Source organism: Kribbella sp. NPDC049584, assembly GCF_040675555.1.
In the GTDB taxonomy this organism is placed as follows: domain Bacteria; phylum Actinomycetota; class Actinomycetes; order Propionibacteriales; family Kribbellaceae; genus Kribbella.
The window spans coordinates 320,791-335,938 of sequence record NZ_JBFAPF010000011.1 but is presented as its reverse complement, the minus strand read 5'-3'; the positions used below and the strand labels follow the sequence as shown (position 1 = coordinate 335,938).

The following is a 15,148-nucleotide window of genomic DNA, read 5'->3' as shown; positions in this document are numbered from 1 at the left end:
GTCTCGATCTACTGGTTCACCAACAGCAGCGCGACGTCTGCCAACCTGTACTACGAGAATCGCCGCGCCGCCGTCATTCCAGGCCCTTCTAGGACTCCCTACGGGCGGCTAAGGGAGTGGTCGGGTTGCGGATAGGGAGGAGTTCTGATGTGCGGGGCTACCTCAGGCGAGCAGATTTACAGGTGTCAGCAAGGAGCTGACACCGAAGACGGAGGACGACATGTACTCGAACGAATCGGTCAAGGCAGAGGTTGCTTACCGCAGGGAGCGTCTCAGCCGTGACTTCCGGCAGCACCGGAGCACCGGGGCACGCCGGACCATCAGCCAGCTGTTCGGCCGGAAAGCCTGAAGGGAGGGAAACCATGTTCAACACTCCACTGAGTCGAGACACGATCAAGGCGGAGACGGCGTACCGGTTGGAGCGGACCAAGCGTGACTTCGGATCCGTGAGCCGCAAGCACCGCCCGGCGAAGAGCTCGCAGTCCGAGCCGCGGCACTCGCGCCGTGCCCTCCGACCCACCACGGCCCGATGACCGCCCCAGCCGCCGTCCCTGATCAGACGATCAGGGACGGCGTTCTTTTTCCCGCCAAGAGCTCGGCCGACAGCAGAACCGGGGCTCAGCGGACGGGATGCCGTCGATTTGTGTCGGCTCCAGGAGCGAAGATGGACAACGTGCCCTGGAATTCGACACCCCTCGTCGGCCGCTCGACCGAGATGGCTGCCCTGCTGAGCGCCGTGGACGACGCCAAAACGCGTCGCGCCGGCGCCGTACTGCTGTCCGGTGACGCCGGCGTCGGCAAGACCCGGATGCTCGACGAGGTGGCGACCGGCGCGCACGAGCGCGGTTTCGGCGTACTGGTCGGGCACTGCACCGACTTCGGCGACGCCGGCCTGCCGTACCAGCCGTTCTCCGAGATCTTCGGCCGCCTGGCCGGCGACCGCCCGGACCTCGTCGAGAGCGTGCTGACCAACTTCCCGGCGATCAGCCGCCTGCTCCCCGCTCACCGTCTGCTCAGCGCCCAGCCCGCGCCGCAGGAGGGCCAGCTCGACCGCGCCGCGCTGTTCGACGCCGTGCTCGGTGCGTTCACCGCACTGTCGACCAGCGAGCCGATCCTGGTGATCATCGAGGACGCCCACTGGGCCGACGACTCGACCCGGGACCTGATCGGTTTCCTGATCACGAGGCTGACCTCGCAGCGCCTCGCGCTGGTCGTGTCGTATCGCAGCGACGACCTGCACCGCCGCCACCCGCTGCGCCGGCCGATCGCCGAGTGGTCCCGCAACCCTCGGGTACGCCGGGTCAACCTGCCCCCGCTCGACGCCGACGAGTCCCGCACTTTGCTCAACTCGCTCCTCACCGAACCTCTGTCCCCGATCGAGGAGCGTCGCATCCTCGAGCGGGCCGGCGGGAACGCGTTCTTCACCGAGGAGTTGGCCGCCGCGGCGTCGATGGGTGACGGCGACACCGTGCCTCCCGATCTCGCCGACCTGCTCCTGGTCCGCCTCGACCCGGTATCGGACGACGCCCGGCAGGTCGCGCGCGTGATCGCCGTGGCCGGCCGCCGCGTCCCGCACGATCTACTCACCGCGGTCGCCAAGCTGCCGGATCGCGAGCTCGACGACGCCCTCCGCGAGCTGATCGACGCGCACATCATCGACGTACCGACCAACGATCGCTACTACTTCCGCCACGCCCTCCTGGCCGAAGCGGTGTACGACGATCTCCTGCCGGGCGAGCGCGTCCGCGAGCACGCGGCATACGTGCAAGCCCTGGAAGACAAGACTGTCGCCGGTACGGCGGCCGAACTGGCCGGACACGCCACGAGGTCGCACGATCTTGCCACTGCGTTCGAGGCGCGCGTCCGGGCCGGCCAGGAGGCGCTGTCGGTCGCCGCGCCCCAGGAGGCGCTGAAGCACTACGAGATGGCCCTCGAGCTCTTCCCGAACGCGGCGCCGACGAGCAAGGTCGACAAGACCTGGCTGATCGTCGACACGGCGACAGCCGCAACGCTGTCCTCACAGCATCTGCGCGCGCTCAAACTCCTCCGCAAGGCGCTGGCGGACCTGCCGGCTGATGCACCGAAGTTGCAGCGCGCCGAGCTGCTTCTGCCGCTGGCCGATATCGCGCTGATCATCGACCAGGACAAGGAGGCGAGCGAGGCGATCTCGCAGGCGCTCAAACTGGTTCAGGACGAGCCGTCCAGCGTCTTCAAGGCGCAGGTCGCCTCGCTGTACGCGCGGGTGTCCGACGCGTTGGGCCGGCCGATGGAGGCCGAGCGCTGGGCGCACCGGGCGCTCGAGATCGCCCGCGAGGCCGGTCAGGAGTCCGCGGCGAGCGACGCAGGCATCACGCTGGCTCAGCTCCGGCGACGGGCCGGCGATCCGGAGACGGCCGCCAAGCAGCTGGAGGAGGCTGCCGTGCGGGCGCAGCTCACCGGCGATCCTGCTGCCGAAGTACGCAGCCGGTTCCTGCTCGGGTCGACGCACTACGAGCAGGGCGACCTGCTGAACGCGAAGGCTGCCCTGTCGTTCGCGGCGAAACGGGCCGGTGAGCTCGGGCGGCAATGGGCGGCGTACGGGTTCGATGCTCGGCGGATGCTCGCGTTGACGCAGTTCATGCTCGGCGAGTGGGACGAGGCAACCGCGACCGCCCGCACCGACTCGATGACGCCTGCGGCGGCCGCCGCGGCGCTGCGGGCGGTGGAGTTCTCGGTGCGGAGCGGGCGGGGTGACACCTCGGTCGCCGAGGAGTTCGAGCGGTCCCGGAACTGGTGGGATCTCGACGTCATGCTGCCGCTCATCGGGCTGCAGCCTGCTGTCGAGGCGTACCTGCAGCTGGATCAGCCGGCCGAGGCGGAGAAGCTGATCGCCGACGTGTCCGCGCTGTGCGCCGACGTGTTCCAGACGGAGTGGTTCTTCGCGCAGATCCGGTTCTCGGCCCTGGGTCTGCAGTTGCTCTGCCACCGTGCGGTCGGCGAGCCGTCGGCGGCCGCGGAGTTGGTGTCGCGCGGTGCTGAGCTGGTTGCCCTCGGGCAGGCGACGGCCGAGAAAGGGCTGCCGCCCGGGCGATTGATGGGCGTCGAGGGACTCGCGTGGCTGGCCCGGCTGGAGTCGGAGTGGGACCGGCTGCGGTGGCTGGCCGGGGTCGACGCGCCGACACCGCAGGACCTCGTCGCAGCCTGGGAGCGGACGACGGACGCCTTCGGGTACGGGTACGTCCACGAGCAGGCGTGGTCGCGGGTCCGGCTGTCGGCTGCGCTGCGGGCCGCGGGCCGGGTCGCGGAGGCCAACGAGCAGACGGCGCTGGCCGCCGAGGTCGGTCGTGAGCTGCGGGCGACGCCGCTGATCAACGAGACCGGTGGCGGCGAGACCGCCGGCGCGAGTGCGCTGACGTCGCGGGAGACCGAAGTACTGCGGTTGCTGGCGGAGGGACGCACCAACCGGCAGCTGGCGCGTGAGCTCTACATCAGCGAGAAGACCGTCAGCGTGCACGTGTCGAACATCCTGGCGAAGCTCGGTGTCCGCTCGCGGACCGAGGCCGCGGCGGTAGCTCGACGTGACGGTCTGCTCGACGCCGACTAGGGCGAGGGAAACGCAGCCCTAGCCGTGTTTGCGGTGGCGATCCGGTTCGGGGCGCGCGTGCCGCGCGCGAGCCCGGGCCAGGTCGTCGGCTGTGACCGGCGGCGTGAGGCGAACCGGCTGATTCAGATCGGTGATGTCGTCGAAGACTTTACGGGCGTGCCGCATTCGCGCCGCGGCCAACAGCACCAGCCCGGCCGCAGCGAGTGCAATCACTACCCACAGTTGCCACGACATAGCCTCACCATCCGGTATTCGCCCCGTTCCCCCGTGTAATCACGATAGCCCTGAACCCACCGGTTGGCGACCGTTCGTACGCAGACTGTTAAGCCAGCCGCTTGAAACTCACGTTTGTTGCCAACCGCAATCACAAACGGTGATCAGGCAACGACTTGAGGTTGGATTCGGCAACTACTTTCAGTCACCATGCGTCGAGCGGTCCAGGAGGTGGACGAGGTTCTCGCCGAGGACCTTGCGGATGGTTGATTCGGGCAGACCCCGGCGTACGAGGGCATCGGTGACGAGCGGCATGCCTGCGGGACCCTCGAGGCCTGGGACGTACAGCTCGGCGTCCAGGCCCTGGATGATCACGGGGCGGTCGCAGGCGGGGATCTTCTCGCCGAAGACCTCTGCGACGAAGTCGCTGCCCAGGCCGACGTGGTCCTCGCCGGCGATATCGAGGATGTGCAGGATGTGGTCGGCCAGGTGGTCGACGGTCGGTTTCTCGGCGGTGGTGAGGAAGCCGGCGAAGAAGTTCACGCAAACCACACCGCCGGTCGCGGCGATCCCGCGGAGCTGCTCGTCGGTCAGGTTGCGGTGGTGGTCGCGCAGCGCGAACGCGCTCGAGTGCGACGCGACGACGGGCTTGGTCGCCAGTTCGAGGATGTGCTCGACCCCGGCGCGGCCGACGTGCGAGACATCGATCAGTACGCCGAGCTCCTCGAGCAACCCGACCGCCTCGACGCCGGCATGCGTCAACCGGCCGCCGGTCGCGTCCTCGCCGGAGCCGTCACCCAGCGCGCTACGACCGAAGTGGGTGAACGAGGCCATCCGTACGCCGAGCCGGTGCAGCGTCTGCAGGAGCTCGACGTCGGTGTCGATCTGCGGGCAGCCCTCGAGCGCGAGCACCAGAGCGATCTTGCCCGCGGCGGTCGCGCTCTCGATCTCACCAGGCGCCGTACAAAGAGCGACCTCGTCGGAGTTCGCCTCCGCGATCCGGTGGGCGGCCTCGATCATCCGCAGGGTCTCGCGGAGCGCGCCTTCGGGCAGGAACTCCGAGTCGATGAACACCGGCAGCACCTGTACGTCGATCCCGCCCTCGCGCAGCTGCGGTATCCAGCGCTCCCGGAAGTACGCCGACCAGACCTCCTTCGGGCGCCGCGCCACCAGCATCAGCAGGTCGTTGTGTCCGTCAGCGACGATCGCATCGCGGTGCAGATCCATCGCCCCAGAATATGCTCGCCGGGTGAAGGTGCTTTCTGCTGAGGACGTTCGCCGGCTGGTGCCGATGAGTACGGCGGTCGACGCGGTGCGGGACGCGTTCCGCGAGCTGGCGGCGGGGCACTTCGTGCTGCCGCCGCGGCAGATCTTCGGCGACGGGGCGGTGCTCGTGATGTCGGCGTACCACACGCCGACCGGGACCGCGGTGGTGAAGAAGATCGGGATCGCGCTCGACCAGGTCCCGGCGATCCGCGCGACCGTGATCTGGACCGGCAACGGCGAACAGCTCGTCGCCGACGGCGGCTCGATCACCACCTTGCGCACCGGCGCCGTCGTCGGTGTCGCGACCGACCTGCTGGCTCACGCCGATGCCACCCGCCTCACGCTGATCGGAACCGGCGCCCAGGCCGCAGACCAGATCCGCGCCGTGCTCGCCGTACGGCCCATCACTCAGGTCACCATCACTGGCCGATCGGCGGACCGGGCCGCCACGCTCGCAGACCAACTGGCGACCGAATTCCCCGAGGCGAAGTTCACCCCTGGCACCAACATCGACGAGGCGATCGCCGACACCGACATCATCTGCTGCGCCACCTCCTCGGCAACCCCGCTCTTCAACGCCGACGCTCTCCCCGCGACCGTCCACGTCAACGCCATCGGCGCCTTCCGCCCCACCATGCGAGAACTCCCCCGCAACCTCCTCGCCACCGCCTCGACGGTCCTCGTCGACCAACGCGAAGCCGCCCTCGAGGAATCCGGCGAAGTAATCGACGCCATCAAGGCCGGCGCCCTCCGAGAAACAGACCTCGTAGAACTCGGCCCCGCGCTCTCCAACCCACCCACCCCGCAAGGCCGCACAGTCTTCAAATCCGTAGGCCTAGGCCCCCAAGACTGGGCAATCGCAGCCGCCCTCGCCCGCGCCTAGGTCCAGCGGAGGACGCCCTTGCGGTAGGCGTAGAGGAGGCCGACGGCTACGAAGGCCAGGAAGATGAACATTTCGATCAGGGTGGCGTAGCCGAGGGTTGTGAAGATGGTGGCCCACGGGAAGAGGTAGATCGCGTCTACGGCGAAGATCACGTAGAGGTAGGCGAACAGGTAGTACCTGATGTGGACCTGGGCCCAGCCTTCGCCGACCGGGTCTACGCCGGACTCGTAGGTCTTGAGCTTGCCCTCGGTCGGATACGTGACGGTGAGCGCCTTGTTCAGCGCGAACGCGCCGATCAGCCCGACCAGGCCGAGCGCGACCACCGCGGCGACGACGCCATAGCTGTCCGACACAGGAGCAGCTTAGTTCGTGCAGAGCAGCAGTGAGTCGATCGAAACGTACGGCCCGTACCCGGACCGGATGTCCGTGACCTGCAGCCGGAGCCGAGTCACACCGGAGATGTCGTGGTTCAGCCAGGTCTCGGTCTCCTGCTGCATCCGGATCGACGTGATCGCCGTCGTCCCGTTGTGCAGCGAGACCCGCACCAGCCCGTCGGTCAGGTTGCCGAGCCAGTTCCGCACGTAGCGGCACCCGGTCGAGTCCACCTCGCCCCAGACATACCCGCCCTGGTTCGCCAGCAGATCGGCCTCGGCCCTGCGCGGCCCTTCGTTCGGCGGTACGACGGTGAACTGCGGCTGACCCGCCCCGCCCGCAGCGACCAGCCCCTTCTTGAACATCCCGCGCCACACGTAGTGCTTGAAGCTGATCATCGGCGAGACCGCCGCGGCGTACGGCGCCTGCGCGCCCACCGCGATCCGGTACGTCCGGATCGACCCCGGCTGCACCGTGGTGATCGTCACGCTAGTGCCGGACGAGTACCCGTGCGCGACCTCCTGCCACCGCTTCAACGACGGGATCCACTGATGCAGCGGGATCCGCGTGCCGGCCGCGGGCGCCGGGGTCAACGTCCCGACCACCGTGATCACGCCCTTGGTCGCGTCCGTCGTCCGGATGCTCGCGATCTTCGCGCTCCGCGTCGCTGCCGCAGAAGCCCCTGAAGCCCCTGAAGCCGCCGACGCCGCGGACGCAGTACTGCCGAGACTGAGTGCGCCGTCCGCCGGGGCGATCGGCGCCGCGCACCCCGCGACCAGCAACGTCAGCAGTCCCGCCAGCACACGACGCATGAAGACAACTCCTCGAAGTCACAGCTTGATGACGACACCCTGCCGGTTCTCACTTCGGATCGCAAGCGAGTCGCTGCGGAGTGTGACACTGGAGGATTTCGCCTCTACCTGACCCAACGACCCGTTAACACCGCGTCCCAGGCTGTGGACCACCGGGGCTTCCGCATGGTTCTGTTCTAAGGGCGAACTAATATTGGGGTTATCGCCCTGACGGGGGGATCGGCCTGTTGCCCACGAGGCGGCCGGACGACCCAAGCTTCGACTTGGAGATGAAAAGAACAGTGACCATCGAGGTCAAGCAGCTCGACCGCGTGGTGATCCGCTTCGCAGGCGATTCCGGTGACGGGATGCAGCTCACGGGGGACAGGTTCACAGCGGAGACGGCATCGTTCGGCAATGACCTGTCGACGTTGCCCAACTTCCCAGCCGAGATCCGCGCACCAGCCGGAACCCTGCCAGGTGTGTCGTCCTTCCAGCTCCACTTCGCCGACCACGACATCCTCACGCCGGGCGACGCGCCCGACGTGCTGATCGCGATGAACCCGGCGGCCCTGAAGGCGAACCTCAAGGACGTCCCCCGCGGCGCGACGCTGATCGTCGACACCGCGGACTTCACCGCCCGCAACCTGAAGCGGATCGGGTACGACGAGAACCCGCTGGAGACCGGCGAGCTCGACGCGTACCACGTGATCCCGCTCAACCTGACCGGTATGACGGTGGAGTCGGTCAAGGAGTTCGGGCTGAGCCGCAAGGACGCGTCCCGGGCGAAGAACATGTACGCGCTCGGTCTGGTGTCCTGGTTGTTCCAGCGGCCGGTCGAGTCGACGATCACGTTCCTCGAGACGAAGTTCGCCGGCAAGCCGGACATCCGCGACGCGAACATCGCGGCCTTCCGCGCGGGCTACAACTTCGGCGAGACCGCCGAGGAGTTCTCGGTCCGGTACGAGGTGAAGCCGGCCAGCATGGCCACCGGGACCTACCGGAACATCTCCGGGAACCTCGCGCTGGCATACGGCCTGGTGGCAGGTGCCCAGCGGGCCGGGCTGCCGCTGGTCCTCGGTGCGTACCCGATCACCCCGGCGTCCGACGTACTGCACGAGTTGTCGAAGCTCAAGCGGTTCAACGTCACCACGGTCCAGGCCGAGGACGAGATCGCCGGTATCGGCGCGGCCCTCGGTGCGTCGTTCGGCGGTGCGCTCGGCGTGACCACGTCGTCCGGCCCGGGGATCAGCCTGAAGTCCGAGACGATCGGCCTCGGCGTGATGCTCGAGCTGCCGCTGGTCATCTGCGACATCCAGCGCGCCGGCCCCTCGACCGGTATGCCGACCAAGACCGAGCAGGCCGACCTGCTGCAGGTGATGTTCGGCCGTAACGGCGAGGCGCCGCTGCCCGTCCTCGCGGCCCAGTCCCCCGCGGACTGCTTCGCGATCGCGGTCGAGGCGGCCCGGATCGCGATCACCTACCGCACGCCGGTGATCGTGCTGTCCGACGGCTACCTGGCCAACGGTTCCGAGCCGTGGCAGATCCCGGTGGTCGCGGACCTACCGGCGATCGACCCGAACTTCACCCTCGAGCCGAACGCGACCAACGACAAGGGTGAGCCGACCTACCTCCCCTACCTGCGCGACCCGGAGACCCTGGCCCGTGCCTGGGCCGTCCCGGGTACGGCGGGCCTGGACCACCGGATCGGTGGTCTGGAGAAGGAGGACAAGACCGGCAACATCTCCTACGACCCGGCCAACCACGACCTGATGATCCGCACCCGTCAGGCCAAGGTGGACGGCGTCGACGTCCCGCCGATCGAGGTCGACGACCCCGACGGTACGGCGAAGGTGCTGGTGCTCGGCTGGGGTTCGACGTACGGCCCGATCGGCGCCGGTGTACGCCGGGTCCGCACGGTCGGCGGCAAGATCGCGCATGCGCACCTGCGGCACCTGAACCCGTTCCCGGAGAACCTCGGCGACGTCCTGCGCAGCTACGACAAGGTTTTGGTCCCGGAGATGAACCTGGGCCAACTCGCGATGCTGCTGCGGGCGAAGTACCTGGTCGACGTCGTCTCCTACGCGCAGGTCCGCGGTATGCCGCTCGGCGCGGCGGAGCTGGCCGAGGTGATCGGCAACCTGGTCGAGGAGACCGAGGGCATCGACGACGACGCCCGGCACATGGGCGAGGCCGCGGCCAGCCTGACCCACGGCGAGGCGCTGCACACCCAGCCGAACGGCCGCACCAACGGCCAAACGAACGGCCAAACGAACGGCCAACTGCACCACCCGGAGGGAGCACGATGAGCACGGTCGACCTCGGCCTGCCGAGTCTGCCCGGCGGCCTGCGCGGCGTACCGGCCGCGACCGAGCCGCAGAACCGCAAGGAATACGTGTCGGACCAGGAGGTCCGCTGGTGCCCCGGCTGCGGTGACTACGCCGTACTCGCGGCCTTCCAGGGGTTCCTGCCCGAGCTGGGGATCAAGCGTGAGAACGTCGCGATGGTCTCCGGGATCGGCTGCTCGTCGCGGTTCCCGTACTACCTGTCGACGTACGGCATGCACTCGATCCACGGGCGGGCGCCGGCGATCGCGACCGGGCTCGCGGTGGCACGGCCGGACCTGAGCGTGTGGGTGGTCACCGGTGACGGCGACGCGCTGTCGATCGGCGGCAACCACCTGATCCACACGCTGCGGCGCAACGTGAACCTGAAGATCCTGCTGTTCAACAACCGGATCTACGGCCTGACCAAGGGTCAGTACTCGCCGACGTCGGAGCCCGGCAAGGTGACGAAGTCGACGCCGATGGGTTCGGTCGACAACCCGTTCAACCCGGTCTCGCTGGCGCTCGGCGCGGAGGCGACGTTCGTGGCCCGGACGGTCGACTCCGACCGCAAGCACCTGACCTCGGTACTGCGGGCCGCCGCCGAGCACCGCGGTACGGCGTTCGTCGAGATCTACCAGAACTGCCCGATCTTCAACGACAACGCGTTCGAGGCGTTCAAGGACCCGGAGACCCGCGACGACGCGATCATCCCGCTCGTCCACGGCGAGCCGATACGCTTCGGCACGGACGGACATCTCGGCGTGGTGCGCGACGGGTTCGCGTCCCTCGCTGTCCGGGAGGTCTCGGAGCTGCCCGGCGGCGAGGCCGATCTCGTCGTCCACGACGCGCACACGGAGGACCCGGCGTACGCGTTCGCGCTGTCGCGGCTGACCGACGCGGGCGTGCTGCACCGGGCCCCGATCGGCGTGTTCCGGTCGGTCGAGCGCCCGGCGTACGACGACCTGGTCCGTCAGCAGATCACCACCGCTCAGGAGACCCAGGGCACCGGCGACCTGCAGGCGCTCGTGACCGGCGCCGACACCTGGACGATCAACTAACAGCCTCGAGGGGATCTCGACGGCGAATCGGACTCGGGATCCCCTTGGCCTTTTGGCATCGCCCTGGGCTAGCTGGCCTGCCGATGGGCGGTCAGGTATTCGACGATGGCCTCACGCATCACTTCGCTGAGGTTGCGATGGTTCTGCTCGGCGAAGGCGACCAGGTCGTGGTCGACGGCACGCGGCAAGCGAACCTGCCGAACCGGCGACGCCTCGCCCGGCCCGGCGTCCGGATCGATCGACGGCCTGCCGCCCCGGGACCGCTCGATCAGATCCTTGCCGAAGGCGGCTGCCGCGTCGCCCCGAAGAGCGGATTTCGACTGCTCGGGGAGCTTCATGTCGTGCTCTGCCCACTCCGCAGCCGCGTCGTAGTCCTTCTCGCTCATCTGCCCTCCTCCATCCGCTCGAGGTGCTTGCCCCGTGCAACCATCACATGAAAGACATGAAGATCCCGAGGCGGACTGATCTCGACCATAACCTCCAAGAGCGCCCCACCCAGCTGCCTGGGTGGCCCGATGAACAGTGTCGGCCGGACGGTTGCCGGCGGCCGCGGCTCATCGAATTCATGCTCCACGTAGTACGCATTCATGATCGCGTGGAGCGCGTCCTCACGGTCGATGCCGTGCTTGTCTGCGCTCGGTGCCCACGTGATCGCCATCTCGATAATGTACTACAAAACCCTGTTCTGCAATACATAACCGCCGGGGACTGTCAGTTCATCCGACATCGACGTACGAACGATCAAGGAAGGCTCGCACGACCTCCTGTAATGATCGCTTCAGAGGGTCGGGTCTCTATCGCAGGGACTACATCAGGTCGAGCAGCTTCGTCCCTATCGTGCGGTCCAGGTGCCTCGCGGACAGGCCGGCTGCCTGTGCGCCGAGCACGTCCAGTTCGAGGTTGTCGCCGATCATCAGGACGTCCGACGGATCGGCTCCCAACGCCTCGCAGGTGCGCAGGTAGGCCTCCGGGGCGGGTTTGCTGAAACCGAGCGCCTCCGAGGTGCAGACCACGTCGATCAGGTCGGCGAGTCCGATCGCGGCGACCTTGGCGTTCTGCTGCACGGTGTTCCCGTTGGTGAGCACGCCGATCCGCAAACCGTTGCCCCGAGCAACTTCCAGTGCGGGACGCGCGTCCGGGAAGGCGATCCAGTTGTTCCGGTACTGCGTCAGGTAGCCCTCGAACACCTCGTCCAACCCGGCCTCCGTCGCCGGGACCGGGCGATCGAGCAGCGGGAGGAACGCGCGGAGCCGGGCGCGGCGCTGGCCCTGATGGGTGAGCTCCCCGGACAGCCAGCGCGGGTACTGCTCGTCCTCGATCACGAACCATTGCGCCACCAGCTCGTCCGTCGGCGTGAGCCCGAGAGCGGTTACCCAGCTGCGCAGCGACCGTTCGGCTGAGCCGGTGTGGTCGAACAGCGTGTTGTCGAGGTCGAAGATGACTGCCTTCACGCGCGGACCACCGAGTCGCGATTGAGCTCGCGGTGGTTGGCATACCCGGACAACGCCAGCGTCAGATCGAGCTCGGCCAGGAAGCACCGCAGTACATGCTCGACGCCGGCCTGCCCGGCCAGGGCGAGGCCGTACAGCAACGGCCGGCCCAGCAGGACCGCCTTGGCACCGAGTGCGAGCGCCTTCGCCGCGTCGGAACCTGTGCGTACGCCGGAGTCGAACAGGACTGTCAGTTGCTCGCCGACCGCATCCGCGATCGCGGGCAGCGCATCCAGCGATGCGACCGCGCCGTCGACCTGGCGGCCGCCGTGGTTCGAGACGACGATGCCGTCGACGCCGTGCTCGGCCGCGAGTTTGGCGTCCTCGACCGCGGTGATGCCCTTCAGGACGATCGGTCCGTCCCAGTTGTCGCGCAGGAACGACAGGTCGTCCCAGGCCAGCCCGACGTTCGGGAAGATCTGCGCCCAGAGCATCACCGCCGAGCCGGGATCCTCCTCGATCGGCTTGGCCAGCTTGGACTGGAAGACAGGGTCGCTGAAGTAGTTCGCGAGCCCCTCCCCCTTCAGGAACGGGAGGAACCCGCGATCCAGATCGGCCGGCCGCCACCCGATCGTCCCGGTGTCCAGCGTGACGACGAGTACGCCGTACCCGGCAGCCTTGGCGCGCTGCAGGAAGCTGAGGCAGACGTCGCGGTCGGTGGGGTAGTACAGCTGGAACCACTTGTTGCTCGCCTCGATCTGCTCGATCGCGTGGCTCGCCTGGGTCGAGTGCGTGTACGTCAGACCGAGAGTGTCGGCGGCCCGTGCCGTGGCCAGTTCGCCGTCGGGGTGCGCGAGGGTCTGGACTCCGATCGGTGCGACCAGGACCGGAGCAGGCATCGCCGTACCGAGGATGGTGCAGGACAGGTCACGTTCGGTGCTGCCGCGGAGCATCCGGGGCGCCAGCCGCCAGCGGTCGAACGCCACCTGGTTGGCCCGCGCGGTCGCTCCGCCGCCCGCGCTCGGCACGATGTATCCCATCGCCTCCAGCGGGAGCTTCCCGGCCGCCTGTGACTCCAGCCGGGCCAGGTCGGTCGTGATCTCCGGCTTCGTCCCCTGCAACATCCCCTGCAGGTAGATCTGCAGCTGGTAGTCCCCGAAGTTGGCCATGCCGGATGTTTTCACGCCCGCCGCGGGACCTCAACAACAGCAGCCCGGCTAGCGCCACCAGACCGCACAGCCAGGCGAACCAGTCACCCCAGGCGGTGTAGAGAGTGTGATCGCGACCCGGTCGGAGGTCGCCGACCAGGAGGGCCGGTGCGTTCGCTGGGGCGGTGGTTTCGGCGACGATACGGCCGTTGGCGTCGGACAGGGTCAGGCGGCCCTGGCTGCCGGCGCGGGCGATCGGGATGCCGTTCTCGATACCGCGCAGGAGGGCCATCCGGCTGTGCAGCCAGCCGTCGTCGACGAAGTCGAGCGCAGGGACGAGCAGGAGCGACGTGTCGAGCTCGCCGTACTGCCGAGCCAGCGCCGGGAAGTCCAGGTCCTTGCAGATCATCAGCCCCCAGGTGTCGTACGTCGCCAGCCGGTCGCCCGGCGTGTACGGCTCGATGCCCGGGATCAGGTGGTGTTTGTCGTACGACGTGGGCGCGGCGCCGTCGGGGTGGAACATCAGAGCGCGGTTGTGGTCCCCGTCGCCGAGCACCGTGAACCCGACGACCAGCTCGATATTGTTGCTCGCAGCAAGCGTTTGGAACTGCTGCGAGAGCTTCGGGAGGTCGGCGGTGCGGACGTCGACGATCTTCTCCGGCAGTAGGACGATCTTCGCGCCGGCTCGGGCGGCGTCGGTGATCAGCGGCCGGTAGCGGTCGACGATCTGTGGTCCGGCAGCGTTCGGCCAGCCCGCGTTGTCTGCTCCTTGTGCGGAGAGTACGGCGATCTTCACCGGCTCGCTCTGCGGTGTGCCATGCAGCCGCACCACGCCGTACACACAGGTGCTAGCGGCAACGATCGCGAGCACGCCGACCAGCACGAGCTTGCGCGAGGCAATCACCGCGGCCGGGAACAACAGCAGAAAGCTCAGCCCCCACGGCCCGGTCAACGACACGATCTGGTTGACCGGGGCAACTTCAACCTGGGTGTACGCCAGGCTCGTGAACGCACCATGCGGCGAGACACTCGCAATCGCGTAATCAAGCGCAGCCCACAAAGCCGGCGCCGCAAAGGCCGCCACGACGGGATGCCCCCGCACCACGAGTCCCCTGAAAAACAACACGGTCCCAGCAAACACACCCCCCAACGCCACCAGAAACACCAAGGCAACCACCGGCAACCCGAGATCACTCAACAGATAACCCACAAGATTCGAAAGCCCCAGAACCCACCCCCCGAAAGCCGCCACTCCCGCAGCCCAAGCCCGAACCCGACCCGCCACCAGAAACACCGGAACAGGCGCAAGCCAGATAAGCCCCGGCACGGCATGCAAGCCGGACCCGAAGTACAACAGCACACCGGTCGCGAGAGCCGCCGTCACCGCAACCCATCTAGACACGTAGTTCATTGATCATCCTTTCGCCCAGGCGTTGGCAGAGGGCTCGGAAGGCTGGTTCCGGCATGCCGATGCGGTCGCCGTGGTGGAGTTGAATCAGGCCGTGGAGCAGGGCGGCGAACATCAGGCTGGTTTCCCAGATGTCTGTGTCGGCGCGGAAGAGCTCCTGCTCGACGCCGGCGGTGATCGCGTCGGCGACGAGGTTGAGCGTGGGTGACTTGCGGGCGCGGAAGTCCGCGGGGAACTTGCGCGCCTGGTCGCGGCGCTCGGTGAACATGTAGTCGTAGAGCCGGGGATGCTCGAGCGCGAAGTCGACGTGGTCGATCAGCATCTCCCGCAGTAATTCGTCCGCCTGCGAAGGGCGCTCCGCCGACTCCCACCGGCGGACCAGCTCGACGAACGCCGCGTCCGCGATCGCGTTCAGCAGCGTCTCCCGATCCGGGAAGTACTGGTAGATCGCCATCGGCGTAATCCCCACCGCGGCCGCCACCTTCCGCATCGACACCCCGGCCGCGCCGTGCTCGGTCAGCAGGTACGTCGCCGCGGCGGTGATGCGGTCCTTCGTCGTCACGTCGCTCATGACGACCATTAAATACACATTCCCTATACGCCGTATAGGCAGAATTACCCTGACCGAACCCTGAAAGGCCATGACATCCGTCAGCCCAAGGTCCGGAC

At 67.9% G+C, this 15,148-nt stretch carries 15 protein-coding genes; 5 read left to right on the top strand and 10 right to left on the bottom strand.

The window, feature by feature from the left end; genetic code table 11:
- The first annotated feature begins 362 nt into the window (after nucleotides 1-362).
- Nucleotides 363-533, top strand: a complete 171-nt coding sequence (locus AB0J62_RS32510; protein WP_363879232.1) for a hypothetical protein — start codon at nucleotides 363-365, stop codon at nucleotides 531-533.
- Nucleotides 534-664: 131 nt separating this feature from the next.
- The gene (locus AB0J62_RS32505) at nucleotides 665-3,583 is read left to right on the top strand and encodes an AAA family ATPase (RefSeq protein ID WP_363879229.1); all 2,919 of its coding nucleotides are present in this window, start codon (nucleotides 665-667) and stop codon (nucleotides 3,581-3,583) included.
- Between the two features lie 18 nt (nucleotides 3,584-3,601).
- Here the strand turns inward: AB0J62_RS32505 and AB0J62_RS32500 are convergent, their stop codons facing one another.
- The gene (locus tag AB0J62_RS32500; RefSeq protein WP_363879226.1) at nucleotides 3,602-3,817 is read right to left on the bottom strand and encodes a hypothetical protein; all 216 of its coding nucleotides are present in this window, start codon (nucleotides 3,815-3,817) and stop codon (nucleotides 3,602-3,604) included.
- A gap of 180 nt (nucleotides 3,818-3,997) precedes the next feature.
- Complete coding sequence (locus AB0J62_RS32495; protein WP_363879223.1) at nucleotides 3,998-5,023, bottom strand: dipeptidase; 1,026 nt, start codon at nucleotides 5,021-5,023, stop codon at nucleotides 3,998-4,000.
- Nucleotides 5,024-5,045: 22 nt separating this feature from the next.
- Here AB0J62_RS32495 and AB0J62_RS32490 point away from each other — a divergent pair, with 22 nt between their 5' ends.
- A complete protein-coding gene (locus tag AB0J62_RS32490) occupies nucleotides 5,046-5,945 on the top strand; it encodes an ornithine cyclodeaminase family protein (RefSeq protein ID WP_363879220.1) in 900 nt (299 codons plus the stop codon).
- Here AB0J62_RS32490 and AB0J62_RS32485 read toward each other — a convergent pair.
- Together AB0J62_RS32485 and AB0J62_RS32480 are read right to left on the bottom strand one after the other, a co-directional pair.
- Complete coding sequence (locus AB0J62_RS32485; RefSeq protein WP_134109498.1) at nucleotides 5,942-6,298, bottom strand: NADH-quinone oxidoreductase subunit A; 357 nt, start codon at nucleotides 6,296-6,298, stop codon at nucleotides 5,942-5,944. The genes AB0J62_RS32490 and AB0J62_RS32485 overlap by 4 nt on opposite strands.
- A gap of 9 nt (nucleotides 6,299-6,307) precedes the next feature.
- Nucleotides 6,308-7,129 (bottom strand): hypothetical protein, encoded by an 822-nt coding sequence (locus tag AB0J62_RS32480; RefSeq protein ID WP_363879216.1) that lies wholly within the window; start codon nucleotides 7,127-7,129, stop codon nucleotides 6,308-6,310.
- Nucleotides 7,130-7,398: 269 nt separating this feature from the next.
- Here AB0J62_RS32480 and AB0J62_RS32475 point away from each other — a divergent pair, with 269 nt between their 5' ends.
- Nucleotides 7,399-9,417: a 2-oxoacid:acceptor oxidoreductase subunit alpha gene (locus tag AB0J62_RS32475; protein ID WP_363879213.1), complete on the top strand. Its 2,019-nt coding sequence runs from the start codon at nucleotides 7,399-7,401 to the stop codon at nucleotides 9,415-9,417.
- Nucleotides 9,414-10,493, top strand: coding sequence for a 2-oxoacid:ferredoxin oxidoreductase subunit beta (locus AB0J62_RS32470; protein ID WP_363879210.1), 1,080 nt, complete (start codon nucleotides 9,414-9,416; stop codon nucleotides 10,491-10,493). Before AB0J62_RS32475 ends, AB0J62_RS32470 begins: the two co-directional genes overlap by 4 nt.
- 68 nt (nucleotides 10,494-10,561) lie before the next feature.
- On the opposite strand, the gene AB0J62_RS32465 is transcribed toward AB0J62_RS32470, so the two are convergent.
- From AB0J62_RS32465 to AB0J62_RS32440, 6 genes are all read right to left on the bottom strand, one after another.
- The gene (locus AB0J62_RS32465) at nucleotides 10,562-10,879 is read right to left on the bottom strand and encodes a hypothetical protein (protein ID WP_363879207.1); all 318 of its coding nucleotides are present in this window, start codon (nucleotides 10,877-10,879) and stop codon (nucleotides 10,562-10,564) included.
- Entirely contained in the window at nucleotides 10,876-11,151 is a 276-nt protein-coding gene (locus AB0J62_RS32460) for a hypothetical protein (protein WP_363879204.1), read from the bottom strand. The genes AB0J62_RS32465 and AB0J62_RS32460 overlap by 4 nt, the downstream gene beginning before the upstream one ends.
- Nucleotides 11,152-11,299: 148 nt before the next feature.
- Nucleotides 11,300-11,944: an HAD family hydrolase gene (locus tag AB0J62_RS32455; protein ID WP_363879201.1), complete on the bottom strand. Its 645-nt coding sequence runs from the start codon at nucleotides 11,942-11,944 to the stop codon at nucleotides 11,300-11,302.
- Complete coding sequence (locus AB0J62_RS32450) at nucleotides 11,941-12,963, bottom strand: alpha-hydroxy-acid oxidizing protein (RefSeq protein ID WP_363879198.1); 1,023 nt, start codon at nucleotides 12,961-12,963, stop codon at nucleotides 11,941-11,943. Before AB0J62_RS32450 ends, AB0J62_RS32455 begins: the two co-directional genes overlap by 4 nt.
- Entirely contained in the window at nucleotides 12,851-14,482 is a 1,632-nt protein-coding gene (locus AB0J62_RS32445) for a nitrilase-related carbon-nitrogen hydrolase (RefSeq protein WP_363879195.1), read from the bottom strand. The genes AB0J62_RS32450 and AB0J62_RS32445 overlap by 113 nt, the downstream gene beginning before the upstream one ends.
- Complete coding sequence (locus AB0J62_RS32440) at nucleotides 14,466-15,050, bottom strand: TetR/AcrR family transcriptional regulator (protein WP_363879192.1); 585 nt, start codon at nucleotides 15,048-15,050, stop codon at nucleotides 14,466-14,468. The genes AB0J62_RS32445 and AB0J62_RS32440 overlap by 17 nt, the downstream gene beginning before the upstream one ends.
- Nucleotides 15,051-15,148: the final 98 nt, after the last annotated feature.

Bases quoted from the DNA above. Each gene is read 5' to 3' on its own strand.
- AB0J62_RS32510 (WP_363879232.1), top strand. From the start codon at position 363: ATGTTCAACACTCCACTGAGTCGAGACACGATCAAGGCGGAGACGGCG.
- AB0J62_RS32505 (WP_363879229.1), top strand. From the start codon at position 665: ATGGACAACGTGCCCTGGAATTCGACACCCCTCGTCGGCCGCTCGACC.
- AB0J62_RS32500 (WP_363879226.1), bottom strand. From the start codon at position 3,817: ATGTCGTGGCAACTGTGGGTAGTGATTGCACTCGCTGCGGCCGGGCTG.
- AB0J62_RS32495 (WP_363879223.1), bottom strand. From the start codon at position 5,023: ATGGATCTGCACCGCGATGCGATCGTCGCTGACGGACACAACGACCTG.
- AB0J62_RS32480 (WP_363879216.1), bottom strand. From the start codon at position 7,129: ATGCGTCGTGTGCTGGCGGGACTGCTGACGTTGCTGGTCGCGGGGTGC.
- AB0J62_RS32475 (WP_363879213.1), top strand. From the start codon at position 7,399: ATGAAAAGAACAGTGACCATCGAGGTCAAGCAGCTCGACCGCGTGGTG.
- AB0J62_RS32470 (WP_363879210.1), top strand. From the start codon at position 9,414: ATGAGCACGGTCGACCTCGGCCTGCCGAGTCTGCCCGGCGGCCTGCGC.
- AB0J62_RS32465 (WP_363879207.1), bottom strand. From the start codon at position 10,879: ATGAGCGAGAAGGACTACGACGCGGCTGCGGAGTGGGCAGAGCACGAC.
- AB0J62_RS32460 (WP_363879204.1), bottom strand. From the start codon at position 11,151: ATGGCGATCACGTGGGCACCGAGCGCAGACAAGCACGGCATCGACCGT.
- AB0J62_RS32450 (WP_363879198.1), bottom strand. From the start codon at position 12,963: ATGGGATACATCGTGCCGAGCGCGGGCGGCGGAGCGACCGCGCGGGCC.
- AB0J62_RS32445 (WP_363879195.1), bottom strand. From the start codon at position 14,482: ATGAACTACGTGTCTAGATGGGTTGCGGTGACGGCGGCTCTCGCGACC.
- AB0J62_RS32440 (WP_363879192.1), bottom strand. From the start codon at position 15,050: ATGAGCGACGTGACGACGAAGGACCGCATCACCGCCGCGGCGACGTAC.